The following is a 24,798-nucleotide window of genomic DNA, read 5'->3' as shown; positions in this document are numbered from 1 at the left end:
GCGTAGCAAAGAATCCGGGCGCCTCCGATCACCTACCCCGCGACGGGCGCGTCCTCCGCGTCCGGGACGGTCAGCTCCGCCAGGCGCGGCGCCCGGCGGAGGCCCGACGCGGCCGCGCCGACGAGGCTCGCGAGCACGCCGACGCCCGCGACGAGGATCGCCGCCCGGATCCCGAGCGAGGCGGCGAGGAGGCCGCCGAGACCCGCCCCGACGGGCTGCCCGCCCCACGCGATCATGCGCGCCGTCGTGTTGACGCGGCCCTGGAGGTGGGCCGGCGTCACGGTCTGCCGGACGACGATGCCGGAGATCGACACGGTGGATGCGGCCGCCTGCCACGCCGCGAGCACCACGACCGCCACGACGAGCGACCCGACGGCCGCCCACGCGGCCGTGAGCGCCGCCTGCAGGGCCAGGCCGCCGATCGCGATGGCCCCGACGCCCACGCGCCGCTGCACGGGACCGAGCGCCCGGGACGCGACGAGGGTGCCGCAGGCCGCGGCCGCGGCGAGGATCCCGAGGGCGGGTCCGTCGGCCGGCTCCCCGAGGCCGCGCGCGACCATCACGACGAGCGTGCCCGTCACCGCTCCCCCGGTCAGGCTGCTGCCCGCGCCGACGAGCGTGAGGTCGCGGACGAGCGGGGTGCGGCGGATGTGCGCCAGCCCGTCGACGACCTCGCGGCCGATGCGCCGCCGGGTCGGTGCGACCGGCCGGGGCACGGGCGTCCAGCGCACGCGCACGAGGAGCAGGGCCGCGACCGCGTAGCTCGCCGCGTCGAGGGCGAGCACCGCCGGCGCCCCGAGGCCCGAGACCGCGGCGGCGCCCGCGAGCGGCCCGGCGATGCCGATCACGGTGTAGACGGTCGTCATGCGCGTGGTCGCCGCGCCCACTCGCTCGCGGCCCACCAGGGCGGGCACGGCGGAGAAGCTCGCGGCGTCGAAGAAGACGAAGAGCGACGACACCGCCGCGGCGACGCCGACGAGGAGCGCCGGAGGCGGGGTGCCGGCCAGCGCGGCGACGGGGACCGAGGCGGTCGCCGCGGCGCTCAGCCAGGTCGTGACGAGCATCGTCCGCCGGGCGTCCCACCCGTCGACGAGCGCGCCGACCGGGAGCGCGAGCAGCAGGTACGGCAGCGCCTCCATCATCGCGACGAGGCCGAGCAGGGCGGCGTCCCCGGTGGTCGTGAAGACGAGCACCGGGAGCGCGACCGCGGTGAGCGCGTTGCCCGCCCAGGAGACGCCGCGGGAGACGACGTACAGGTCGAAGGCGCGCGCCGCCCCGGGCGTGGTCGTCGCGTCGGTCGCGTCAGCCATGGAGGAGCGCGTCGAGGGCGACGACGCCGTCGACGGCCCGGGATCCGATGAAGTCCGTGGACGGCAGGGCGAGCAGACGGCCGTCGCGGACCGCCCGCACGCCCGGGAGCCGCGCCTCGAGGTCCGCGCGCACGCTGTCGCGCTCGGCGTCCGTCGAGTACAGGTACACGATCGTGGCGGGATCCCGTCGGGCGACGTCCTCCACGCTGACCTCGGCGTAGTACTGGTCGGCGGGCAGGGCGTCCTCGTACGCGTTCCGGCCGCCGGCCCGGGCGACCACGTCGCTGTAGAGGCCGCGGGCGTCGGCGTAGACGGAGCCGTCGAAGATCTGGAGCACCGCGAGGTCGACCGGATCCGCGCCCGCGACGTGCGCGTCCACGGCGGCGAGCCGGGACCGCTGGTCGGCGATCGCGCGGTCGGCCGCGTCTCCGGCGCCGAGGAGCGTGCCGAGCGAGGCGAGGTCGGTCGCTGCGTCGTCGACGTGCCCGGTCGTGACCTGGCCGTGGCAGAACGAGCTGATGACGTAGACGCGGATCCCGAGGGCGGCCAGGTCGTCGATCGTCGGCAGCTCGGTGCCGTCGAAGTGGTACTCGCCGTCGGCGACGATGAGGTCGGGGTGCGCCGCGAGGAGCGTCTCGCGGTCGACGGCCCCGGTCGCGAGCACGGGCACGCGGTCGTAGGCGTCGCGGTAGCGGTCGAGCGGCGGCGACTGGTCGGTGAAGGCCTGGCCGACGAGCCGGTCGCCCGCGCCCAGCTCCAGCAGCATCTCCGTGACGGCGGGCCAGAGCGAGACGATGCGCTGCGGTCCGGTCGGGAAGGACAGCGTCCGGTCGCACGAGTCGACGGACACGGGGCCCGACGCGGCGGCCGCGGCCGGTGCGGCGGCGTCCTCGGCGGATCCGGCGGCGCAGCCCGCGAGGAGGAGGGCGGCGGCGGTCGCTCCCGCGGAAAGGCCGAGGAGGCGGCGGGTCGCGCGGCGGGAGGAGGTGCGGGTGCGGGAGGTCATGGGTGTCCGTCCGGGGTGGGGATCGTGGTGGGCGTGGGTGCGGGGCGCGCGGTGGGCGTGCTGAAGAACAGGTGGCGACGGCCCGTGGCGGGGTGCTCGCCCAGGTGCACGTCGACGCCGAAGACGTCGCGCAGGATCCCGGGCCGCAGCACCTCGTCCGGGGTGCCGCCCGCGACGATGCGGCCGCCGTGCACGACGTGGATCCGGTCGCAGTACGCGGCGGCGAGGTTGAGGTCGTGCAGGGCCACGACCACCGTGATGCCGAGCCCGCGCACGAGGTCGAGGAGCTCCAGCTGCGTGGCCACGTCGAGGTGGTTCGTGGGCTCGTCGAGCACGAGGATCCGCGGGCGCTGCGCGAGGGCCGCCGCGAGCATCACCCGCTGGCGCTCGCCGCCGGACAGGGAGCGGACGGAGCGGTCGGCGAGGGCCGTCGCCCCGGCGCGCGCGAGGCACGCGTCGACGAGCGCGCGGTCGTCGTCGGTGTCGCGGTCGAGCGCGCCCTTGTGCGGCGTGAGGCCCGTCGCGACGACGGCGCGCACGTCGAGGGCGCCGTCGTCGCCGTGGTCCTGCGTGAGCGCGGCGACGATGCGGGCCGAGTCGCGCGGGCGCATGCCGCGGAGCTCCCGGTCGCCGAGGAGGACCGTGCCGCGCGCGACGGGGAGGGCGCGGTAGAGGGCCTTGAGGAGCGTGGACTTGCCGCTGCCGTTCGGACCGACGAGCCCGACGAGCTCGCCGTCGCGCGCCTCGAGCGTGGCCCCGGACACGGGGGTCGCGCGGCCGATGCGGACGGCGACGTCCTCGATGGAGAGCCTCACCGGGTCCGCCCGCCGTCGGCGCGGAGCAGGACCGCGAGGAACACGGGGACGCCCACGAGGGCGGTCACGATCGAGAGCGGCAGCTCGCGCGGCGCCGTCAGCGTGCGGCCGGCGAGGTCGGCGAGGACGAGGAACAGCCCGCCGACGAGCGCGGCGAGCGGCAGGAGCCGCCGGTGCGCGGGGCCGACCACCAGCCGCACCAGATGCGGCGCGATGAGCCCGACGAAGCCGACGCCGCCCGCGACGGACACCGCCGCGGCCGTCAGGAGCGCCGAGACGGCGAACAGGATCGTGCGCGAGCGGGAGAGGTCGACGCCGAGGGATGCCGCGCGGTCGTCGCCGAGGAGGAGCGCGTCGAGCGTCCGGCCGCCCGCGAGGAGCCCCACGAGGCCGATCGCGAGCGCCGTGGCGGGCAGCGCGAGCGAGCCCCACGTTGCGCCCGACACGCTGCCGAGGAGCCAGAACAGCACGCCCGCGATCTGGTCGGGCGAGGCCTGCAGCTGCAGCCAGCTGGTGAGCGCCTGCAGCAGCGAGGAGATCGAGACGCCGACGAGGACGAGCCGGGCCGGATCCACGCGCCCGCGGCGCCGCCCGAGCGCCAGCACGAGCGCGAGGGTGCCGATGGCGCCCGCGAACGCGGCCCCGGTCACGCCGAGGGTCGCGAGGATCCCCGCCGCGGACGCGCCGACGACGAGCGCCGCCACCGCGCCGAGCGAGGCCCCCGAGGCGATGCCGAGCACGAACGGATCCGCGAGCGGGTTGCGGATGAGGGTCTGGAGCACGGTGCCCGCGAGGGCGAGCGCCGCCCCCGTGACGAGCGCGAGGAGCACGCGCGGCGCGCGGTACTCCCACACGATCTGGTCGTCGATCGCGTCGGCGCCGACGCCCAGCGCGTCCGTGCCGAGCGCGTGGTGCAGCACGACCTGCGCGACGTGCAGCGGCGACACGGACACCGCGCCGACGCCCATCGCGATCGCCAGGACGAGCGGGGCGCCGAGGACGAGGGCCGGCACGAGGATCCGCCGGGCGAGGCGCGCGCGGCCCGGCGCGGACGGGACGTGCGCGCGTGGGACGGGGCGGCGGTCCGGGCGTGCGGGCCCCGGTCGGGCAGGAGCGGCGACGCGGGCGCGGGCGTCGGCGCAGCGGGCGGGGACGGGGTCGTGGCGGTGGGTTCCATGCGGCTCTCGGTCGGGTGGCGGAACGGTCGGCGGTGCCCGGCGACGCGGGCGGCGGTCAGTGCGGGAGCGGCACCGGCCGCGCGGGCCGGGGAGGCGCGGGATCCGGCCCCCCGAGGAAGGGCAGCGCGTGCGGCGCGTTCGAGCGGAGGCCGGGCACGATCACGCGCGTCACGTGCAGCCCGGCGCGTCGGACCTCCGGCAGGGTCACGTCGACCGCGAGCACCTCCCGGCCCCGGGACCGCAGCGCGTCGACGAGCCCCGGCAGGCGCGCCGGCCCGTCCCAGCGGTCGTCGACGTCGGCCAGCGCCCGGCGGCCGGTGATCGACCGCTCCAGCTCGTCGAGGAAGGCGCGCTGCACGGCGGGGTCGAGGTGCAGCTGCAGGTGGCAGCCGTAGTCGACGACGTCGGAGAGGTCGGGCCTATACGACCGGCCGTAGGCGCGGTCGGCGCGCCAGGGCCGCAGCGGGCTCCCGGGGCGGCGGGCCGCGGCCATGTAGGGGCCGGCCGGATCGTCGAGGTCCGCCTGGAAGAGCTGCAGCTGCAGCGCCTCCCCCAGCGCCTTGCGGGCGGCGCGCATCGGCCGGCCGCCGCTCGCCATGCCGAGGGTGAGGTACCCGGTGCGGGCGTCGGACACGAGCGCGCCGACGACGGGCATCGGGACCTCGCTCGGGAGCAGCAGCCAGCGGCAGGTGAGCGCGTCGGCGGGCCCGCGGGCGAGGTCGTGCAGAGCCCGCGGGACGTCCAGCTCGACGAACCCCTCGCCGTCCGTCCACGCGCGGGTCATCGCCTCGCGCTCGAGCACCTCGCCGAGGCCGCCCCAGAGCGCCTCCTCCCGGGACCTCCCGGTGGCGAGCCCGGCCTGCATGATCGGGTGCACCGCGGGCGGCACGAGGAGCGCGTGCGACACCCAGACGAGCGACGCGGGGACGAGCAGGTGCCCGTCGGCGCCGACGCGCGCGGCCTCCGTCCAGTCCACGACGGCGTCCTGGTCGAGGGGCGCGACGGGCAGGCGTCCGGTCGCGTGCTGGGCGGCGGAGTAGAGCGCGAGGTCGGCCGGATCCAGCACGGCCCGCCCGACGGCGCGCAGCTCGCGGGCCGAGGCGCGCACGAGGCCCGCGGGCACGAGGTTGCCGCAGTACCGCTCGACCGCCTCGCCGACGGCGGCGCCGAGCACGGCGTCCGGATCCGCGAAGGCGTGGCCCGCGCCGGACGCGTCGGACGCCCACGGGCAGTGCGCGGACGAGTCGGCGAGCACGGCGTGCGCGAGCGCGAAGGCGGGCGGGAAGTGCGCGGGCGTCGCGCGCGGCTCGATGCGGCGGACGACGCCGGTGCGCGCGTCCACCAGGTCGGCGGGGGTGGGGGCGGGACTCATCGGGCCTCTCATGCGAGCGGGATCGGGTCGGGGACGAGGTCGACGGCGCTCGCGGGGATCCGGTCCAGGCCGAGGCGGCGCGGCACCTCCCGGTAGCGGTCGGATCCGCGGAGCGGGTACGCCGGCGGCCCGTTGCCCACGAGCCCCGGCACGACGACGCGGACCACCTCGAGGCCGGCGAGCCGCACGTCGGGCGTCGTGAGGTCGACGGCGACCGCGCGGAGCCCCTCGCGGGCGAGCGCCTCCAGGTGCGCGTCGAGCGGGTCGGCGGCGTCGATCCGCGGGAGCGCGTCGAGCGGCACGGACGCCGCGGGCCGCAGCCGGTCGAGGTGCGCGCCGTTCATCCGCGGGTCGAGGTGCAGCTGCGCCACGGGCGGCAGGTCGGTGAGGCGCGCGTAGCCGGGGCCGACGTCGTCGAGGTAGCGCCGGTCGGCGCGGTACGGCAGGAAGACGTGCTCCTCGATCCCGCCGGCGCGGACGGCCCGCCACACCTCGCTCGCCGGATCCACGAGCTGCCGGGTGAGCTGCAGCAGGCCGAGCGCCTCCACGAGGGCCTTGGTCGCGGCGCGCTCGGGCGTCGACCGGCAGGCGCTGCCGAACGCGACCATGCGGGATCCGTCCTCGTGCTCCTCCTCGAGGAAGGCGGCGACCACCGGCGCGGGCGACTCCGACGGGATCTCCAGGAGGCGCACGCGGACGTCCGGCGTCGCGTCGTCCTCCGCCCAGCCCAGCGCGCCGGTGATCCGGCCGCCGTCGTCGAGCGCGCGCGTGGAGGCGCCGCTCGCCCACCAGATCGCCGCGGCGTCGCGCTCCCGCAGCTCCTCGAGCGCGTTGCCGACGGCCATGCGCCGGTCGGATCCCGCCGCGATGCCCGAGTAGGCGAGCGAGTGGCGCGGCACCTCGCCGGCGCGGGATCCGTGCACGAAGTCGAGCCACGCGAGGGAGGCGGGGACGAGCACGGGCCGCCGTCGTGCAGGTCGACGCCGGGCGCCCAGAGCACCTCGTCGCGCCGCGTGAAGGGGCGGAAGGGGAAGCCCGGCGCGGCGTGCTGGGCGGCGGAGTACAGGGCGAGGTCCTCGGGATCCACCGCGCGTGCGCCGCCCGCGGTGAGCGAGGCGTGGGATCCGCGGACGAGGCGCTCCGGCACCGCGTTGCCGCAGTACCGCTCGACGGCCTCCCCGCACGCGGCCAGGCGCGCGGGCACGGGATCGCCCGACGACGCGCCGAAGCCGAAGCCGTCCGCGCGCCAGGGCGCGAAGCGGTCGGCGCGGGAGACCGTGGCGCCGTGGCCGACCCACGCGAAGGGCAGCCGGGGATCGGCGGGCTGGCGCGCGAGCGCGGTGATGAGGCCGGTGCGCGCGTCGACGAGGTCGGAGGCGCTCACGATGCCGCCTCCGTCGACGGGTCCGACGCGACGCCCGGCGTCGTCGGAGCGTGCGGCACGGGGGCCTCGGACGCGCCGGCGATCCGGACCGCGTCGGGCGTCGGCACCGCGCCGTCGGCGATCGGCAGCACGAGCGCGAGCGGCGTGGCCGCGTCCACGCGCACTCCCTGCCGCACGGGCTCCTGGCGCGTCGAGGTGCACCGCTCCGCGGGCGGCCCGCCGAGGTTCCGCGCGAGGCGCGGCACGTCGGCGCCCGCGAGCTCCAGCACGAGCGTCGTGCCCGCGGGGAGGACGGCCGCGACGGGCCCGAGCGGCACGGCGACCCGGAGCGCGTCGTGCGGGCCGGCGACGGTCGTCTCGCCCACGGCGAGCTCCTGCTCGGAGCCGTCGGCGTCCCGGGCGAGGAGCCTCGCGACCCAGTCGACGCCCGGGGCGGCGGATGCGCTCGTCAGCTCGACGGCGACGTCGCCCGTCAGCCGGAGCGGCGCGGCGAGCGGCACGGAGGTGGCCCGCACGGCGTCCGGCCGCGACGCGAGCGCGCGTCGGTCGACGCCCGGGTGGCGCGACGGGCGCGGATCCCGGGGATCGTGGACGAAGGCGACCTCGCCGCCCGCGGTCCACTCCACGCGCGTGGGCACGTGCGGCGGAGGCCAGTCGTCGTGCCGCTCCCAGCCGGATCCGCGGACGTGCACCTCGGCGCGCCGGGGCGGGAGGGACCCGTCGAGCGCGTCGCGGATCCAGTCGACGAGCATCCGCCCCCACGGGATCACGGCGTCGTCGCCGTGGTCGAGGTCGCCGATCCGGCCGGAGGCGCTGCCCGCGAGGTCGTGCTCCCACGGGCCGACCAGGAGGTGCGCGGGCGTGCCGGGCGCGCCGGATCCCGCCGCCCGGTGCTGCTCGAGCGTCTCGGGCAGCAGCAGGTCGTGCCAGCCGCCCACGTGCAGCGTCGCGGCGGGGAGGGCGGCGAGGTCGTCGGCGGTGATCTCCTCCCCCGTCACCGCGTCCGGCCCGTCCTCCACGATCCGGCGCCACGACGGCAGGTGCGCGCCGAGCGCGCGGGGCAGGTCCACGACGGGGAGGTGGCGGAGGATCCCCGGCCGCTCCCGGAAGACGAGCGCGGCGAGGCCGTCGCGGCTCGTGCGGGCGTCGCCGCGCTCGAGCCACCAGGACGCGTGCTCGGCGAGCCGGAGGATCCCGCCCCCGCCGAACTTGGTGCGCGCGAGCGACATGGACGGCCCGAGCGAGACGACGGCGCGGACCGCGGCGGGGCGCTCGACCGCCATCGCCCACGCGGTGAAGCCGGAGTAGGAGCCGCCGTACGCCACCACGCGGCCGTCGCTCCACGGCTGGTCCGTGATCCAGTCGACGAGCGCGGCGCCGTCGGCGCGCTCCCCGACGTACGGCGTCCACGTCCCGCCGGAGTCGTGGCGGCCGCGGACGTCCTGCACCACGTACGCGAGGCCGCGCGCGCGCCAGGCGCGCCCCTCCTCGAGGTGGCGCGAGCGGCCGTACGGCGTGCGCGTGACGACGCACGGCACGCGCGGGACGCCGTCCGTCCCGGCGTCGGCGGGCACGTGCGCGTCGTGCACGAGCACGGTCCCGTCGGACGCGCGGAGCGGCACCGCGAAGTCCGGAGCGCCGATCACCGGTCGCCTGCGACGGGCAGGTCGGCGAGGTCCACGGGCAGCGGCAGCACGGGGTGGCGCTCCAGCAGCCCGGTCGCGAGCGCGATGGTGTGCTCGTACCGGATGCCGGGCCCGGCCGCGCCGTCGGACGACAGGTGCGCGGCGAGCTCGTCGAGCACGACGCCCGCGGCGATGGCCGCGGCGCCCGTGCCCACCCCGTGCCAGGCCCACGGCGGCGCGACGCCCGCGGCGGCGCGCGCGTCCGCCTCGGCCCAGAGCCGGTCGAGCTCCTCGACCACGCGGTGGGCGGCGCGGCGGCGGCCGCGGTAGTCGGCGTAGGTCACGGCGCCCGGGCCGCCCGGGGCCTGGAGCGGCCCGACGACGAGGAGCTCGCCCTCCTGGTGCACGCGGTGCCAGGGCAGCCCCGTGCGCGCGAGCTCGGGGCCGAGCGCGGACCAGGCGGCGTCGGGCTGCTCGGGGGCGAGGGAGACGAGGGCGCATGCGGTCGCCGGGACGTCGTCGTCCGGGGAGATGCGGGCGGCGCGGTCGCCGAGCAGCGCGACGAGCGCGTCGGCGACGGGTCCGGTGCCCTGGATCGCCACGTCGCCGGTGCCGGGCAGCGGCCGCGGCACGTCGTCGAGGGAGGCCGAGAGGGCGCCGCCGTCCCGGAGCAGGCGCACGAGGGGCGCGCCGGGATCCTCCGCAGCAGGCGCCCCGACGTCGTCGGGATCCGGGACGCCGTCGCCCGAGAGGCGCGCGGCCACGTCCGCCACGAGGGCGTCGGGTCCGCTCACGCGGTGGAAGTCGAGGGCGGGGGTGACGTGCCGCCACTCGTCGGCGTCGACGCGGTAGAGGCGGTGGTGCGGGGCGAGGCGGAGCATCGGGTCTCACGTTCGGTGTGCGGCGGCGGGCCGGGCGGCGGATGCGGACGGGCGTCGTCCCGGCCGGCGCGCCGTCGCGCGCCGGCCGGCTTCCCTCTCCTAGTCCTGGAGAGCGAAGGGGTTGTGGACGAGGGCGTTCGTGCCCGGTCCCTGCGGCGCGCTGAGCACGTCGTCGCCGGCGATCGCCTCGACGGCGAAGGGGTTGTGGACGAGGGCGTTCGTGCCCGGTCCCTGCGGCGCGCTCAGCACGTCGTCGCCGGCGATCCTGGTGATGGAGACGTCGATCATCTCGGCATCCTCTCTCTCTGCTGTTGAGAACGGTTCTCAACGCGAGCACGGTAGGGCCGCGGGAGCGAGGACGCCGCGCGCTGTCCACAGGTAGCGTCGGCGCATGGGCATGTTCGAGGTCGTGCAGGCGCGGCCGAACGACGTCGACCGGCTGTGGGCGCTGCTCGAGGAGGACCACCGGGAGCGGGGCGCGGCGGCCGGCGATCCCCACGCGGATCCCGTCGACGCGGCCGTGGCCCCGCGCCCCGACGACACCCCCGCCGATGCGCTGCCGGTGCTCGAGGCGCGCCGGGATCGCGTCGTCGCCTTGGTCACGGACCCCGCGCGGCCCGTGCTCATCGCCTACTCGGGCATCCGCGCCGTCGGCTTCGCGCTGATGGACCGGAACGGCGTGGGCGGGAGGGCGTTCACCGCGGCGGGGTGGCGGGGGCTCGGCGTCGAGGAGGAGATCCGGGCGGCGGCTCCCCTGCTGCTGCGCTGAGGCGCGCGCGGACGGGCGTCAGCCGACGGGCAGCAGGTACGTGGGGCTCGGCACGGCGATGATCGTGGGCGCGCCCGCGGGCAGCCCGGTGGCCGGGTCCAGCCGGAACGACGCGACCGTGCCGGATCCCTGGTTCGCCACGTGCAGGCGGTCGTCCAGGAGCGCGTGGTGGCGGGGCACGGCGCCGCCGCAGTCGAACGCGGTCACGGGCGCGAGCGCGCCGTCCTCCCCGATGCCGACGACGGCGATCCGCTCGGACCCGCGCAGCCCGACGTACGCGAGGCGCCCGTCCGCGGAGACCTGCACCTCGGCCGCCGAGTCGCGCGGGTCGGGCACCGCGGCGCACGGCGCGGAGGCGGCGACGCGCCACGAGGAGCCCGCCCCCTCGAGCGCGTGCAGCGTGCCGTCGAGCTCGCCGACCACCAGCACGCGGCCGGAGGCGAGGAGCGCGAGGTGCCGCGGGCCCGTGCCGGCGGGCAGCGCGACGCCCGCGACGCGGTCGAGGCGCCCGTCGCGGAGGGCGTGCACGTGGACCGTGTCGGTGCCGAGGTCGGCGCTGAGCACCGTGCCGCCGCCGACGTGCAGCGTGCTGTGCGCGTGCGGCCCGTCCTGCTGCGGGCGGGGACCGGAACCCGTCGCGGGGAGGAGCTGCGTCGCCTCGGCGATCGTGCCGTCGGCGGCGAGCGGGTGCACAGCGACGGTGCCGTCGCCGTAGTGCGAGGTGAGGAGCAGGTCGTCGACGACGTGCAGGTGGCAGGGGCCGGATCCGCCGCTCGGCTGCCCGCCTGCCCACTGCAGCGAGCCGCCGGGGCCGCGGCGGAACGCCTCGACGCGACCGGAGGCCTCGCCCACCGCGTAGAGCATGTCGCCGCGCGCGAGGAGGAACGAGGGCGACGGCGTCTCGACCGCCGTGCCGACGACCGCGAGGTCGCCCGTGAGGGGATCGACAACCAGGCCCGTGATGCCGATGCCGGATCCCCCGCCGTCGGCCGTGTAGCCGCCCGCCCACATCGAGACCTCGGGCACGGCGGCTTCCTCGGGCGTCATCACGTCGATCACCCTACGGGGAACGGACGACGCGCCGGCCGCCCCTCGGGATCAGTAGCCCGACGACGGCTCGACGATGCCGACGAAGTCGCCCGTGCGCGTGAACGCCTCCGTGTTGAGGCGGATCCGCTCGGCCAGCAGCGGCCGCACCATGTCCGGGGTGTCGGCCGTGTGCGGCGTGACGAGGCAGCGCGGCTCGGAGAACAGCGGGTGGTCGTCCGGGAGCGGCTCGGGAGACGTCACGTCGAGGCCGGCCCCGTGGATCGCGCCCGTGCGCAGCGCCTCGAGCAGCGCGTCCGGGTCGACGAGGGCGCCGCGCGCGATGTTGACGAGGACGGCCGTGTCCTTCATCGCCCGGAGCTGCGGCGCGCCGATGAGGCCGGCGGTGTCGTCCGTGCTGGCCGCGGCGAGCATGACCACGTCGGCGCCCGGCAGGACCTCGTCGAGCCGGTCGGCGGTGACCGTGCGGTCGGCGCCCTCGACGGGGTCGCCGCTGCGGCGCACGACCGTGACGGTGCAGTCGAACGGGGCGAGCAGCCGGATGTACTCCAGCGCGATGCCGCCGGCCCCGACCACCACGACCTCGGACCCGTAGAGCGAGAGGCCCGCCGAGGATCCCCAGGAGGTGGCGCGGGCGCGCTCGGGCAGCTGCCGTAGCGCCGCGAGGGTCAGCGCGAGGGCGTGCTCGGCCACGGGCTGGGAGTAGGCGCCCTTCGCGCTCGTCCAGACGAGGTCGGGCCGGTCGCACTCCCGCAGCGTGTCGGCGAAGGCATCGACGCCCGCGAAGGGCAGCTGCACCCACTGCACCTGCGGGTTGGCGGCGAGGGTGTCGGTCAGCTCCGCGGCGCGGCGGATGGAGAGCCAGACGATCCCGCGCGTCTCCTCCGAGGGCTCGGCGACCTCGCCGCCGCCGTCGCGCACGGCCTCGAGGTAGGCCTCCTCGGTGCGCGGCAGCATGGCGATCGGGCCGGGGGTCGGGCGGGCGTCGCCCGTGAGGCGGTGCGGCGTGGCGCCGTCGACCGCGCGGTGGACGCGGCGGGGGGCGGGAGCGGATGCGGCGGTGTCGGTCATGCGAGGGGCCTCCGGGGATGCGGGACGCGGACGGGGGGTTCGGGCGAGCGCAGGACGACGCCGGGCTCGGCATCGTCGGCGCCGGGATCGTCGACGCGAGCGTCGGCGTCGCGGGCGCGCCCGCGGTCGGCCGCCGTGCGCGACTCCGCGAGGCCCTGCACGTACGGGTGCGTGGGATCCGCGAGCACGTCGTCGATGTCGCCGTAGCCGACCAGCGTGCCCCGGTGCAGCACGGCGAGGCGGTCGGTGAGGCGCTCGACGACGGCGAGGTCGTGGCTCACGACGAGGGCGGAGAACCCGCCGCGCGCCTGCAGGTCGCGGAGCAGGTCGAGGACCGCGACGCGGCTCATCACGTCGACGCCGGACGTGGGCTCGTCGGCGATGAGCAGGCGCGGCCCGAGCACGAGCGCGCGGGCGAGCGCCACGCGCTGGCGCTGGCCGCTGGAGAGCTCGTGCGGGTAGCGGTCCTGCGTGCCGGGCGGCAGGTCGAGCGCCGTCAGCAGGGTGACCACGCGGCGCGCGGCCACCTGGCTGTCGAAGCGGCGGTCGCGGGAGAAGATCGGCTCGGCGATCGCCTCGCTCGCGGTCAGCTGCGGGTGCAGCGTGGTGCCCGCGTCCTGCGGCACGTAGCCGATGCCGTACGTGGTGCGCGTGCGGGCGCGGCGTCCCATGCGGCGGAGGCCCTGCCCGAGCACGGACGCGTCGCCGCCCGTGATGCGCGGGACGGCGGCGGCCTCGTCGCCCGACGGGACGAGGCCGGCGAGCACGCGCGCGAGCGAGGACTTGCCGGATCCGCTCGCGCCGACCACCCCGAGCACCTCGCCGGGCTCGATCCGCAGCGTGACGCCGTCGACGGCGGGCGGCGTCTCGGCCCCGCGTCGCGCGGGGTAGGCGAGCCGGAGGTCCCGCGCGTCGAGCACGGGCTCGACGGGACCGCCGTCCGCGTCGGCCTCTCGGGGGGTGTGCGTCATGCGCTGCTCCGTCCTCGGCGCGGGTCGTGCGGCAGGCGTCGCCTGCCGCACGACGGGTGCGGGTTGGGTCCCATCATGCCCGGCGTCGGCCGGGCCCCGCTCGGAGCGCCCTAGGAGGCGGGCCGCTCGGCGGCGCGCAGCGCGTGCAGCCGGGCGCGGCGCTCGGCCTGCTCGGCCGGGTCCGGCACGGGCAGCGAGGCGAGCAGGCGCTGCGTGTACGGGTGCTGCGGATCCCCGAGCACCTCGGCGCCCGTGCCCTCCTCCACCAGCTCGCCGCGGTAGAGCACGGCGATCCGGTCGGCGAGGAGGTCGACCACCGCGAGGTCGTGGCTGATGAACAGCGCCGCGAACCCGAGCTCGCGCTGCAGCTCGGCGAAGAGCTCCAGCACGCGCGCCTGCACCGACACGTCGAGCGCGCTGGTGGGCTCGTCGGCGACCAGCAGCGACGGCTCGAGCGCGAGGCCGCGCGCGAGGCTCGCGCGCTGGCGCTGGCCGCCCGAGAGCTCGTGCGGGTACCGGTCGCCGAACGCCCGGGGCAGCTGCACGGCCTCGAGCAGCTCGTCGACGCGGCCGCGCGCGGCCTGCGGGCTCCGCGCCCGGCCGTGCACGATGAGCGGCTCGGCCACGCACTCGGCGATCGTGAGCCGCGGGTTGAAGCTCGTCGCCGGATCCTGGAACACGAACCCGATGTCGGCGCGCTGCTTCCGGAAGTCGCGCTCCCGCACGCCCAGCATCTCGGTGCCGAGCACCTTCAGGGATCCGCCGGTCACGTTCGTGAGCCCCGCGATGGCGCGCCCGATGGTGGTCTTGCCGGAGCCCGACTCCCCCACCAGCCCGAGGACCTCGCCGGCCTCGATGCGCAGGTCCACGCCCTTCACGGCGCGGAAGGCGGGGCTCCCGAGCCGGCCCGGGTACTCGATCTCGAGTCCGCGAGCCTCGACGACCGGAGCCGCCTCGGTGCCCGACGCGGCCCGGGCCCGGGAGCGCACGGCCGCGCGCTCGACCGTCGCGTCGACGCCCTCGCCGAGCTTCGGCACGGACGCGAGCAGGTTCCGCGTGTACTCCTCGCGCGGCGACGCGAAGAGCGTGGCCACGTCGGCCTGCTCGACGAGCCGGGACCGGTACATGACGGCCACGCGGTCGGCGAGGTCGGCGACGACGCCCATGTTGTGGGTGATGAGGATCACGGCGGCGCCGAACTCGTCGCGGCAGCGGCGCAGCAGGTCGAGGATCTCGGCCTGCACGGTCACGTCGAGCGCGGTGGTCGGCTCGTCGGCGACGATGAGGCCCGGGTCCAGCACGAGCGCCATCGCGATGACGACGCGCTGCTTCTGCCCGCCCGAGAACTGGTGCGGGTAGTGGTCCACCCGGGTCTCGGGATCCGGGATCCCCACGCGGCGGAGGATGTCGATCGCCTTCGCGCGCGCCTCCTTCTTCGACACGCGGCCGTGGGCGCGGAGGCCCTCGATGATCTGCCAGCCGATCGTGTGGACCGGGTTCAGGGCCGTCGACGGCTCCTGGAACACCATCGCGACGTCGCGGCCGCGCACCCGGCGCAGCTCGTCCGCCGAGAGCGAGAGCACGTCGACCGCGCCCTGGCCCGTGCGGTCGCTGAGGAGCACGGCGCCGTCGGTGACGGCCGTGTCGGGCAGGAGCCCCAGCACCGTGCGGGCGGTGACGGACTTGCCCGACCCCGACTCCCCCACGATGGCCAGGATCTCGCCGGGCGCGACCGTGAGGGACACGCCGTCGACCGCGCGGACGTCGCCGCCGTCGGTCGCGAAGGTCACCCCGAGGTCGCGGATGGAGACGACGTCGCTCATGCGGCCACCTTCTTCGTCGAGGCGCGCTTGCGGGCGCGCAGCTTGGGGTCGGAGATGTCGTTCACGCTCTCGCCCACGAGCGTGAGCCCGAGGACGAGGAGGACGATCGCGACGCCGGGGAAGACGCCCGTCCACCAGACGCCGCTCGCCGTGTCGGCGAGGGCGCGGTTGAGGTCGTAGCCCCACTCGGCGGCCGACGTCGGCGAGATGCCGAAGCCGAGGAAGCCGAGCCCGGCGAGCGTGAGGATGGCCTCGGACGCGTTGAGCGTGAGGATCAGCGGCAGCGTGCGCGTGGAGTTCCGCAGCACGTGCACGAACATGATCCGCGGCGTCGACGTGCCGATGACCTTGGCGCTCTCGACGAACGCCTCCGCCTTCAGCCGCACGACCTCCGCGCGGATCACCCGGAAGTACTGCGGGATGTAGACGACCGTGATGCTCACGGCCGCCGACAGGATGCCGCCCCACAGGCTCGACTGCCCGCCGTTCAGCACGATGCTGACCACGATGGCGAGCAGCAGCGTCGGGAACGGGTAGATGGCGTCGGCGACGACCACGAGGATCCGGTCGAGCCAGCCGCCGAGGTAGCCGGAGACCACGCCGAGCAGCACGCCCGCGAAGAGCGAGAGGACGACGGCGATCACGACGACCGAGAGGGCGGTCTGCGTGCCCCAGACGACGCGGGAGAACACGTCGTAGCCGCCGACCGTCGTGCCCCAGACGTGCGTGCCGTCGGGCGCGGCCTGGCGCGGGAAGGATCCCGCGTCGTCGGCGCCCTGGGCGAAGCCGAACGGGGCGATGAGCGGCGCGAACGCCGCGAGGAGGACGAACAGTCCGGTGATCACGATGCCGGCGATGAGCATGCCGCGCTGGAGGCCGACGCTCTGCCGCACGTGCGAGACGAGCGGGAGGCGCTGCCAGAGCGTCCGGCGGGCGGGTCCCGCGGCGACCGCGGCGGGCGTGGTGGTGTCGCTCATGTCAGTACCTCACTCGCGGGTCGATGAGCGCCGCGACGACGTCGACGATGAAGTTGGTCACGGCCACGATCACGGCGAGCAGCGCGACGATGCCCTGCACCGCCACGAAGTCGCGCGAGGCCAGGTACTGCGCGAGCTGGAAGCCGAGGCCCCGCCACTCGAACGTCGTCTCGGTGAGCACGGCGCCGCCGAGCATCACCGCGATCTGCAGGCCGACCACCGTGATGATGGGGATGAGCGCGGGCTTCAGCGCGTGCCGCGTGGTGAGGCGGAACTCGCCCACGCCGCGCGAGCGCGCCGCGTCCACGTACTCGGTGCCGAGCGTGGAGATGACGTTCGTGCGGACGAGGCGCAGGAAGATGCCGGCCGTCAGGAGCCCGAGCGCGAGCGCGGGGAGCACGGCGTGCTGGAGCACGTCGCCCACCGCGGTGGGGCTGCCCAGGCGGAGCGCGTCGATGAGGTAGATGCCGGTCGGGTCCTCGAGGCGACCCAGCGCGACCGAGACGCGCGTGTCGGCGCGGCCGGACAGCGGCAGGATCCCCAGCCAGACGGAGAAGACGAGCTTCAGCAGCAGGCCCGCGAAGAAGACGGGCGTCGCGTAGGCGAGGATCGCGAGGATGCGGAGCACCGCGTCCGGCGTGCGGTCCTTGTAGTAGGCGGCGACGAGGCCGAGCGGGATGCCGATGAGGAAGGCGACGACGAGCGAGTAGATGACGAGCTCGAGCGTGGCCGAGCCGTACTGCAGCAGGATGTCGCTGATCAGCCGGTTGTCGGTGAGCGAGCGTCCGAAGTTGCCCGTCGCGATCTGGCCGAGGTACTCGAGGTACTGCACGATGATCGGCCGGTCGAAGCCCGCCGTCGCGAGCCGCTCCTGCAGCTGCTCCGGGGTGAGCCGGTCGCCGACGGCCGCGGAGATCGGGTCGCCCACGATGCGCATGAGGAAGAAGACCAGCGTGACGAGGATGAAGACCGTCGGGATGATGAGCACGGCGCGGATGAGGATGTACTGGCCGAGCCCGATCCCCTGCTTCCGGGCCTTGGGCTGCGCACCGGGGGGCGCGGACGCGGGCACTGCGTCGGGTAGGACTGTCACGAGCGGGTGGGCCTTTCGTTTCGTCGTCCGGGCCGTGCCGGGTGGCACGGAGGGGTGACAGGGGGATGGGGCGCTCCGCGGGTGGCGGAGCGCCCCATCGTGAGGAGGGCCGTCAGTCCGCTGACGGCCCTCCGGGCGGGATCAGCCCTTGGTGATCGGCGCGTAGCGGAACTTGAACGACGCGTCGAGCGTCACGCCCTCCACGCCCTGGCCGGCGACCGCGACCTGCGAGCCCTGGAGCAGGGGCAGCGTCGGCAGGTCGGCGGCGACCTCGTCCTGGATCTGGCCGATGAGCTCGGCGCGCTTGGTGGCGTCGGCCTCGGACAGCTGCTGGGTGATGAGGTCGGCGACCTCGGCGTCCTCGTAGTGGTTCTTCACGAAGCTCTGCGGGGAGAAGAACGGCGTGAGGTAGTTGTCCGCGTCCGAGTAGTCGGGGAACCAGCCGAGCTGGTACGCCGGGTACTCGTCGTTGACGCGCGCCTTGCTGTACTGGTCCCACAGGGTCGACTGCAGGTTGACCTGGAACAGGCCCGTCTTCTCGAGCTGCTGCTTGACGAGCGCGTACTCGTCGTCCGAGCCGGCGCCGTAGTGGTCCGGGTTGAACTGGAGGTCGAGCTGGACGGGCGTCTGCACGCCGGCGTCGGAGAGCGCCTTCGCGGCCTTGTCGGCGTCGGGCTTGCCGTCGCCGTCGCCGTACATGCCCTTGAGCGACTCGTTCGCGCCGGACAGGCCGTCCGCCACGTAGGAGAAGAGCGGCGTGTAGGTGCCGTTGTAGACCGCGTCGGAGAGCTCCTCGCGGTCGATGAGGTCGGCGGCCGCCTGGCGCACGGCCAGGGCCTTCGCCTCGTCGGCGTCGCCCGTGGTCTTGCCGAAGGGCTGCGTGTTCAGGTTGAAGGTGATGTAGCGGATCTCGCCGCCGGGTCCCTCGATGACCTTGACCTTCTCGTCCTTCTTGAGGTCGGCGATGTCGGTGGCGCCGAGCGAGCGGCCCGCGACGTCGATCTCGCCGTTCTGCACGGCGAGCTTCATCGTGGTCTCGTCGGCGTAGTACTTCGCCGTCACGCCCTCGTTGGCCGCCTTGGGCAGCACGCCGGCGTAGTCCTTGTTGGGCGCGTACGCGATGAGCTGGTTGAGCTGGAAGTCGGTGATGACGTACTGGCCCGCGAAGGCGTTCGCCGCGACGATGTCGGCCGGGTCGGCGAGGGCGTCCGCGGGGAACACCTCCTCGTCGACGATGGGGCCGGCGGGGCTGGAGAGCACCTGCTCGAAGGTCTGGTCGTCGGCGGTCTTCAGCGTGAAGACGACCGTGGTGTCGTCGGGGGCGGCGACGCTCTCGACGTTGGCGAGCAGCGACGACGGGCCGTTGCCGTTGTCCGCGCCGTTGGCCGCGATGGTCATGGTGCGGTCGAAGGTGTACTTGACGTCGCTGGCGGTGAGCGCGTGCCCGTTGGCGAACTTCAGGTCGGGCTTGAGCGTGACCGTGAACTCGTTCGGCGACGTGTACTCGCCCTTGGTCGCGAGGTCGGGCTCGACGTCCGGGCTGCCGTAGGGGCTGTTGAACAGGAACGGGTAGACCTGGTTCTGCACCGCGAACGACCCGTTGTCGTAGGAGCCGGCGGGGTCGAGCGACAGGACCTTGTCGGTGGTGCCGACGATGACCGAGCCGCCGCCGGAGCCGCCGTCGGCGAGCGGGTCGCCGGATCCGCCGGAGCAGCCGGCGAGGACGAGGGCCGCGGCGGAGAACCCGGCCGTGGCGAGCAGGACGCGTGAGCGCCGGGGGGATGCGGACGTCATGTTCCGAGTGCCTCTTTCATGAAGGGGGTTCGCGCCCGTGCATCGAGAGACACGGACGCTGTGCTGTGAATGATTTCTAACACACGGGAAACAGCAGTCCCGACCCCGGTGACGCGCGCCCGCCGTTCTTCACATGACCGAAACAATGCCGCCGGGCGGATCCCGCGTCATTCTCGCAACGCGCGGCGCTCGGCCTCGACCTGCATCAGCTCGCGCTGGATCTCCTGGTAGCGCTCGCGTTCGTGCGTCGCGTCGGTGCGCTGCAGCCGACCGATCAGGTCGGCCTTCCGACGCAGCAGGTCGCGTCCCACGAGCTCGGCGGTGACGCCCTTCACGTAGATCGCGAGCTTGTCGACGTCGCCCCGGTTCGGGAGCGGCGCGACCCCCAGCTGCTTGACGAGCGTCGCGAACGACTCGGGCACCTCGAGCGCCACGCGGCTCAGCCAGTCGGCGCCGCCGAGCGCGTCCATGCTCCCGATGACGCCGTCGCGGACGACCGCGAGGCTCTCGTTGACGAAGGTCACCTGCGCCGCGCGCATGACGAGGTCGTTCCCGACGAGATCCGGGTGCTGCAGCATGGCCATGAGGGCGTCGCGCTCGAGGCGCGTCGCGAGGTCGGTAGGCAGGTCCATGAGCGACATGGAGCGCGAGCTCTCGACGACGGGGCCGTCCTCGTCGCGGCCGTACCCGCCGCCGTGCTGCCCGGAGCCGCGGCCGGAGGGGGTCCCGCCGGAGCGGTCGGCGCCGTCGGCCGGCGTCGAGCGGCCCGCGGTCTGGACGGCGCGGCCGACCTCCGTGAGGTCCATGCCCAGCCAGCCGGCCAGCTCGCGCGCGTATCCGGGGCGCAGCGACGGGTCGCGGATGTCGGCGACCACGGGCGCCGCGGCCCGGAGCGCGGCAACGCGGCCCTCGACGGTGTCGAGGTCGTGGTCCGCGAGGATCTGCTTGATCGCGAACTCGAACATGGGCTTCTTGCCCTGGATCATGCGGCGCACGGCGTCGTCGCCGCGCGTGAGCCGCAGGTCGCAGGGATCGAGCCCCTCGGGGCCGACGGCCACGTAGGTCTGGGCGGCGAAGCGGCGCTCCTCGGAGAACGCGCGCATGGCGGCCTTCTGGCCTGCCGCGTCGGGGTCGAAGGTGAAGACGACCTCGCCGAGCCCGCTGTCGTCGCCGAGCACGCGGCGGAGCACCTTGATGTGGTCCACGCCGAACGACGTGCCGCAGGTCGCGACGGCGGTCGTGACGCCGGCGAGGTGGCAGGCCATGACGTCGGTGTAGCCCTCGACCACGACGACCTGGCGGCCGCGGCTCACGTCGCGCTTGGCGAGGTCGAGCCCGTAGAGCACGGAGCTCTTGTGGTAGACGGGCGTCTCGGGGGTGTTGAGGTACTTGGGGCCCTTGTCGTCGTCGCGGAGGCGGCGCGCGCCGAAGCCGACGGTGGCGCCCGTGAGGTCGCGGATGGGCCACACCAGCCGGCCGCGGAAGCGGTCGTACGCGCCGCGGTCACCCTGGCTGAGGAGGCCCGCGGTCACGAGCTCGGCCTCGGTGTAGCCCTTGGCCTTCAGGTGCGTGGCGAGCGCGTCCCAGCTCTGCGGGGCGAAGCCGACGCCGAAGCGCTGCGCCGCGCCCTGGTCGAAGCCGCGCTCCCCGAGGAAGGTGCGGCCGATCTCGGCCTCCTCGGACCCGAGCTGCTCCACGAAGAACTCCGCCGCCGCCTCGTTGGCGCCGAGCAGCCGCGAGCGGTTGCCCTGGTCGGTGGCGGCCTGGCCGTCCTCGTAGTGCAGCTGGTAGCCGATGCGCTGCGCCATGCGCTCCACGGCCTCCGCGAAGGTCACGTGGTCCATGCGCTGCAGGAACGTGTAGACGTCGCCGCCCTCGCCGCAGCCGAAGCAGTGGTAGAAGCCGACCTGCGGCCGCACGTGGAAGCTCGGCGTGCGCTCGTCGTGGAAGGGGCAGAGGCCCTTCAGGGATCCGACGCCGGCGGACTTGAGGGTGACGTACTCCCCCACCACGTCGCCCAGGTTGACCCGGGAGCGCACCTCGTCGATGTCGCTCTTGCGGATCAGGGCCATTGGCTCATCCTACGTCCGGCGTCCGGCCCGGTCCCGGGTCGTCGAGCGCCGCGCGCGGGCGTCAGAAGACGGGCCGGGCGCACAGGCGCTCGTACCAGGCGATGGCCGACTGGTCGGTGAGGCTGGCGACCTGGTCGACGATGACGCGCTTGCGTGCGCCGTCGTCCGCGGCCTCGCGCCAGTCGCCCGCGAAGCCGGGGTCGAGCTCGTCGGCGCCGCGCGCGTGCAGCGCATCGGCGAGGCCCGCGAGCACCTCGCGCTGCCGCGCGTAGATGGGCTGGCGCGTGTTCTTCGACATGACGAAGGCCGCGACGATGCCCTTGAGCACCGCGATCTCGGCCTGGATGGCGCGCGGGACGACCACGTGCGCGCCGAAGCGGATGAGGCTGCGGTCGGTGTGCGTGGCGCGCGTGAGCTGCGTGGCGGCGCCCGCGAACCGGCCGATGAGCTGGCTCGTGAGGTCCTTCAGCGCCGCCTGCGCGCCGCGGCCGCCGTCGTACTCGTCGACCCAGACGTCGAGCGAGTCGAGCCGGTCGAACGCCTGGATGAGCTCCTCGTGCGAGTGAGCCCCGCCGATCCACGCGACCATCGAGTCGACGAGCTCCTCGTGGTCGACCCGGGCGCCGAGCGCGCGCACGTCGACGTAGCCGCCGACGATGGCGTCCTCGAAGTCGTGCACGGAGTAGGCGATGTCGTCGCTGAGGTCCATGACCTCGGCCTCGATGCAGCGGCGTCCCGTGGGCGCGCCCTCGCGGAGCCACGCGAAGGCGGCCACGTCGTCGTCGTAGAAGCCGAACTTGCCGCGGCCGGAGGGATCGGGCACCGACTGCGAGCTCGGCCACGGGTACTTGCAGCTCGCGTCGAGGCTGGCACGCGTGAGGTTCAGGCCGTAGGGGCGCCCCTCCGGCCCGATGACCTTGGGCTCGAGACGGGTGAGGAGGCGCAGCGTCTGCGCGTTGCCCTCGAAGCCGCCGATGTCAGCGGCCCAGTCGTTGAGCGCCCGCTCGCCGTTGTGGCCGAAGGGCGGGTGGCCGATGTCGTGCGCGAGGCACGCGGTGTCGACCACGTCGGGGTCGAGGTCGAGGCTCGAGGCGAGCTCGCGGCCGACCTGCGCCACCTCGAGGGAGTGCGTGAGGCGGTTGCGCGCGAAGTCGAGGCCGGCCATGGGGCTGAGCACCTGCGTCTTCGCGGCCAGGCGACGGAGCGCGCTGGAGTGCAGGAGCCGGGCGCGGTCGCGCGCGAAGTCGCTGCGGCGGGAGGAGTGCTGCTCCGGGTACCAGCGCTCGGCGTCGGTCTCGCTGTACGTGGACCTCGTCGTCGTGCCCTCAGCCGCCACTGTTGTGGATCTCCCCGTCCGCGATGTCCATCGCATCCTGCGCGTCGATGTCGCGGCTCTCCAGCCACCGGTCCGGGAGCGCCGTGCGCTTCATGCTGCCCTGGCGGCCCCGCGCGCCCTCGGCGCCGGCGCCCGGGTAGGGCTGGTCGCGGTCGAGGGTGGCGAGCAGCGCGTCCAGCTCGGCGAGCGACGAGACCGAGGCGAGCGCCGCCCGCAGGTCGCCGCCCACGGGGTAGCCCTTGAAGTACCAGGCGACGTGCTTGCGCGCATCGCGGCAGCCGCGCTCCTCGCTCTCGAAGAACTCGGCGAGGAGCTCGACGTGGCGGCGGAAGGTGTCGGCCACCTGCCCCTGCGTCGGGTGCGCGCGGGGCGTGTCGAGGGGATCCCGCCCGGCGGCGCGCGCGTGGAAGGCGGCCGCGAGGTCGCCGAAGAGCCACGGGCGGCCGAGGCAGCCGCGGCCGACGACCACGCCGTCGGCGCCGGTCTCGTCCATCATCCGGATGGCGTCCTCCGCGGCCCAGATGTCGCCGTTGCCGAGCACCGGCACGCTCGTGATGGTCTGCTTCAGCTTCGCGATGGCCGACCAGTCGGCGTGCCCGCTGTAGTAGTCGGCGGCCGTGCGCGCGTGCAACGCGATGGACGCGACGCCCGCGGCCTCGGCGGCGCGGCCGGCCTCGAGGTAGGTGAGGTGGTCGGCGTCGATGCCCTTGCGCATCTTGACCGTGAGCGGCACGTCGCCCGCGGCCTTGACGGCGCCCTCGACGATGTCGGTGAAGAGCCCGAGCTTCCACGGCAGCGCCGCTCCCCCGCCCTTGCGGGTGACCTTGGGCACGGGGCAGCCGAAGTTGAGGTCGATGTGGTCGGCGCGGTCCTCCGCGACGAGCATGGTGACGGCCTCGCGCACGGTCTTCGGGTCGACCCCGTAGAGCTGGATGGAGCGCACCCTCTCCGACGGGTGGTGCGTGATGAGCCGCATGGACTCGGGCGTGCGCTCGACGAGGGCGCGGCTCGTGATCATTTCGCTGACGTAGAGGCCGGCGCCGAACTCGCGGCAGAGGCGTCGGAAGGCGGTGTTGGTGATGCCGGCCATGGGCGCGAGCACCACGGGCACGTCGAGCGGGATGCCGCCGATGCGGAGCGCGGGCTCGGCGGCGGGCGCGGGCCCGCCGGGCGCGTCGGCCGCGGAGGGGACGGGGGCGAGGGTCGGAGAGGACATGACGGCTCGATTCTCCCAGACGGGACGGCGGGCGGCGGACGCGGGGCGGGAGGCGCGCGATCGGCGACCGGCGCGCGCCTGGGGAGGGACGGTCAGATGGCTCGTCCGGAGTCGATGGCGTCGCGCAGGAGCGCCAGGTCCTCCGCGGCGGAGCCCTCGGGGTCGACGTCCGGGAGGGCGTCGGCCGCGTCCGCGGTCGGACCGGGCACGAGGCACGCGTCGCCGTCGCACGCGGCGGCGTCGGCGGATCCGCGCATGGCGAGCAGGGGCGTCACCGGCAGGGCGCCCGTGGCGGGGGCGGCGCTCATCGCGCGGCCTCCTCGGACACCACGCGCACGGTGTCGCCGTCGCGCGCCGCGAGGGCCTCGCCCAGGGCGGACGCGAAGACGGACGGATCCTGCGCGCCGGAGATGCCGAATCGCTCGTCGATCACGAAGAACGGGACGCCCTGGATGCCGTACGCGACCGCCTGGGCCTGGTCGGCGCGCACGTCCTCGAGGTGTCGGTGCGACGCGAGGGCCTCGCGCACCTCGTCGGCGTCGAGGCCGACCTCGACCGCGAGGTCCACCAGGTCCGGCACGCGGCCGACGTGGCGCCCCTCGGTGAAGTACGCCGCGAGGAGCCGCTCCGCCATCTCGAGCTGGAGCCCGCGCTCGCGCGCGTGGTGCAGCAGCTCGTGGGCGAGCACCGTGTTCGTGTGCTGCAGCGCGTCGTAGTCGTAGGCGAGGCCCTCGGCGGCGGCGAGCGACGTCATGTCCGCCAGCATCGTGCGGACGCGCTCGGCGGGGATGCCCTTGTGACCGGCGAGGAAGTCGACCTCGGTGCCCTGGAAGTCGACCGGGGTGTCGGGGGCGAGCTCGAAGGAGCGGTACGTGATCGCGATCCCGGGAGCACCGGGCGTCCGCTCGGCGAAGGCCCGCGCGCCGGCCTCGAAGCGGCGCTTGCCGACGTAGCACCACGGGCACGCGATGTCCGACCAGACGTCGACGCGGAGGGCGGGCAGGGCGGGGGCGGAGGAGTCGGTCACGCGTGGTCAACCGGTCGGGAAGGCCGGGCAT

The 24,798-nt window shown here is 75.4% G+C and carries 21 protein-coding genes and 1 pseudogene; 1 reads left to right on the top strand and 21 read right to left on the bottom strand.

Annotated features, from left to right (window positions below; all coding sequences use genetic code 11):
* Positions 1-32: 32 nt before the first annotated feature.
* The 9 genes and pseudogenes from AES38_RS07635 to AES38_RS07595 all read right to left on the bottom strand — a co-directional run bounded on the left by AES38_RS07635 (position 33) and on the right by AES38_RS07595 (position 9,859).
* Positions 33-1,310: an MFS transporter gene (locus tag AES38_RS07635; protein WP_053774464.1), complete on the bottom strand. Its 1,278-nt coding sequence runs from the start codon at positions 1,308-1,310 to the stop codon at positions 33-35.
* Positions 1,303-2,316 (bottom strand): ABC transporter substrate-binding protein, encoded by a 1,014-nt coding sequence (locus AES38_RS07630; RefSeq protein ID WP_053774463.1) that lies wholly within the window; start codon positions 2,314-2,316, stop codon positions 1,303-1,305. The genes AES38_RS07635 and AES38_RS07630 overlap by 8 nt, the downstream gene beginning before the upstream one ends.
* On the bottom strand, positions 2,313-3,131 hold the full coding sequence (locus AES38_RS07625) for an ABC transporter ATP-binding protein (protein WP_053774462.1): 819 nt from the start codon (positions 3,129-3,131) through the stop codon (positions 2,313-2,315). The genes AES38_RS07630 and AES38_RS07625 overlap by 4 nt, the downstream gene beginning before the upstream one ends.
* Entirely contained in the window at positions 3,128-4,144 is a 1,017-nt protein-coding gene (locus AES38_RS07620; RefSeq protein ID WP_256998793.1) for a FecCD family ABC transporter permease, read from the bottom strand. Before AES38_RS07620 ends, AES38_RS07625 begins: the two co-directional genes overlap by 4 nt.
* A gap of 220 nt (positions 4,145-4,364) precedes the next feature.
* On the bottom strand, positions 4,365-5,681 hold the full coding sequence (locus tag AES38_RS07615) for a YcaO-like family protein (RefSeq protein ID WP_053774461.1): 1,317 nt from the start codon (positions 5,679-5,681) through the stop codon (positions 4,365-4,367).
* Positions 5,682-5,689: 8 nt separating this feature from the next.
* A pseudogene (locus AES38_RS16020) lies at positions 5,690-6,828 on the bottom strand (YcaO-like family protein).
* A 233-nt stretch (positions 6,829-7,061) separates the two neighbouring features.
* Positions 7,062-8,711 carry a CocE/NonD family hydrolase gene (locus AES38_RS07605; protein ID WP_053774459.1) on the bottom strand — a complete coding sequence of 550 codons (1,650 nt, stop codon included), beginning with the start codon at positions 8,709-8,711 and terminating at the stop codon, positions 7,062-7,064.
* The gene (locus AES38_RS15825; protein WP_053774458.1) at positions 8,708-9,571 is read right to left on the bottom strand and encodes a hypothetical protein; all 864 of its coding nucleotides are present in this window, start codon (positions 9,569-9,571) and stop codon (positions 8,708-8,710) included. The genes AES38_RS07605 and AES38_RS15825 overlap by 4 nt, the downstream gene beginning before the upstream one ends.
* 99 nt (positions 9,572-9,670) lie before the next feature.
* Positions 9,671-9,859 (bottom strand): streptamidine-related RiPP repeat protein, encoded by a 189-nt coding sequence (locus AES38_RS07595; protein ID WP_043669115.1) that lies wholly within the window; start codon positions 9,857-9,859, stop codon positions 9,671-9,673.
* 103 nt (positions 9,860-9,962) lie between these two features.
* Here AES38_RS07595 and AES38_RS07590 point away from each other — a divergent pair, with 103 nt between their 5' ends.
* Entirely contained in the window at positions 9,963-10,340 is a 378-nt protein-coding gene (locus AES38_RS07590) for a hypothetical protein (protein WP_053774457.1), read from the top strand.
* An 18-nt stretch (positions 10,341-10,358) separates the two neighbouring features.
* Here AES38_RS07590 and AES38_RS07585 read toward each other — a convergent pair whose 3' ends face one another.
* From AES38_RS07585 to AES38_RS07530, 12 genes are all read right to left on the bottom strand, one after another.
* On the bottom strand, positions 10,359-11,387 hold the full coding sequence (locus AES38_RS07585) for a lactonase family protein (protein ID WP_053775726.1): 1,029 nt from the start codon (positions 11,385-11,387) through the stop codon (positions 10,359-10,361).
* Between the two features lie 51 nt (positions 11,388-11,438).
* Positions 11,439-12,344 carry a D-isomer specific 2-hydroxyacid dehydrogenase family protein gene (locus tag AES38_RS07580; RefSeq protein WP_053775725.1) on the bottom strand — a complete coding sequence of 302 codons (906 nt, stop codon included), beginning with the start codon at positions 12,342-12,344 and terminating at the stop codon, positions 11,439-11,441.
* Positions 12,345-12,454: 110 nt separating this feature from the next.
* Positions 12,455-13,429, bottom strand: coding sequence for an ABC transporter ATP-binding protein (locus AES38_RS07575; RefSeq protein ID WP_053774456.1), 975 nt, complete (start codon positions 13,427-13,429; stop codon positions 12,455-12,457).
* Between the two features lie 110 nt (positions 13,430-13,539).
* Positions 13,540-15,252, bottom strand: coding sequence for an ABC transporter ATP-binding protein (locus AES38_RS07570; RefSeq protein ID WP_053774455.1), 1,713 nt, complete (start codon positions 15,250-15,252; stop codon positions 13,540-13,542).
* Positions 15,249-16,229: an ABC transporter permease gene (locus AES38_RS07565; protein WP_053774454.1), complete on the bottom strand. Its 981-nt coding sequence runs from the start codon at positions 16,227-16,229 to the stop codon at positions 15,249-15,251. The genes AES38_RS07570 and AES38_RS07565 overlap by 4 nt, the downstream gene beginning before the upstream one ends.
* A 1-nt stretch (position 16,230) precedes the next feature.
* A complete protein-coding gene (locus tag AES38_RS07560) occupies positions 16,231-17,322 on the bottom strand; it encodes an ABC transporter permease (RefSeq protein WP_081001863.1) in 1,092 nt (363 codons plus the stop codon).
* A 141-nt stretch (positions 17,323-17,463) separates the two neighbouring features.
* Positions 17,464-19,116: an ABC transporter substrate-binding protein gene (locus AES38_RS07555; RefSeq protein ID WP_053774452.1), complete on the bottom strand. Its 1,653-nt coding sequence runs from the start codon at positions 19,114-19,116 to the stop codon at positions 17,464-17,466.
* Between the two features lie 167 nt (positions 19,117-19,283).
* A complete protein-coding gene (dnaG, locus tag AES38_RS07550) occupies positions 19,284-21,188 on the bottom strand; it encodes a DNA primase (RefSeq protein WP_053774451.1) in 1,905 nt (634 codons plus the stop codon).
* 61 nt (positions 21,189-21,249) lie between these two features.
* The gene (locus AES38_RS07545) at positions 21,250-22,524 is read right to left on the bottom strand and encodes a deoxyguanosinetriphosphate triphosphohydrolase (protein WP_167441203.1); all 1,275 of its coding nucleotides are present in this window, start codon (positions 22,522-22,524) and stop codon (positions 21,250-21,252) included.
* Positions 22,514-23,740, bottom strand: coding sequence for a tRNA dihydrouridine synthase DusB (gene dusB / locus AES38_RS07540; RefSeq protein WP_053774449.1), 1,227 nt, complete (start codon positions 23,738-23,740; stop codon positions 22,514-22,516). Before dusB ends, AES38_RS07545 begins: the two co-directional genes overlap by 11 nt.
* A 92-nt stretch (positions 23,741-23,832) precedes the next feature.
* Entirely contained in the window at positions 23,833-24,048 is a 216-nt protein-coding gene (locus AES38_RS07535; RefSeq protein ID WP_053774448.1) for a hypothetical protein, read from the bottom strand.
* On the bottom strand, positions 24,045-24,767 hold the full coding sequence (locus AES38_RS07530; RefSeq protein WP_053774447.1) for a DsbA family oxidoreductase: 723 nt from the start codon (positions 24,765-24,767) through the stop codon (positions 24,045-24,047). Before AES38_RS07530 ends, AES38_RS07535 begins: the two co-directional genes overlap by 4 nt.
* Between the last annotated feature and the right edge of the window lie 31 nt (positions 24,768-24,798).

It is taken from the genome of Clavibacter capsici, from assembly GCF_001280205.1.
Lineage (GTDB): Bacteria > Actinomycetota > Actinomycetes > Actinomycetales > Microbacteriaceae > Clavibacter > Clavibacter capsici.
Note: the sequence above shows the minus strand (reverse complement) of the source record. Positions and strands in the feature narration are given on the sequence as shown.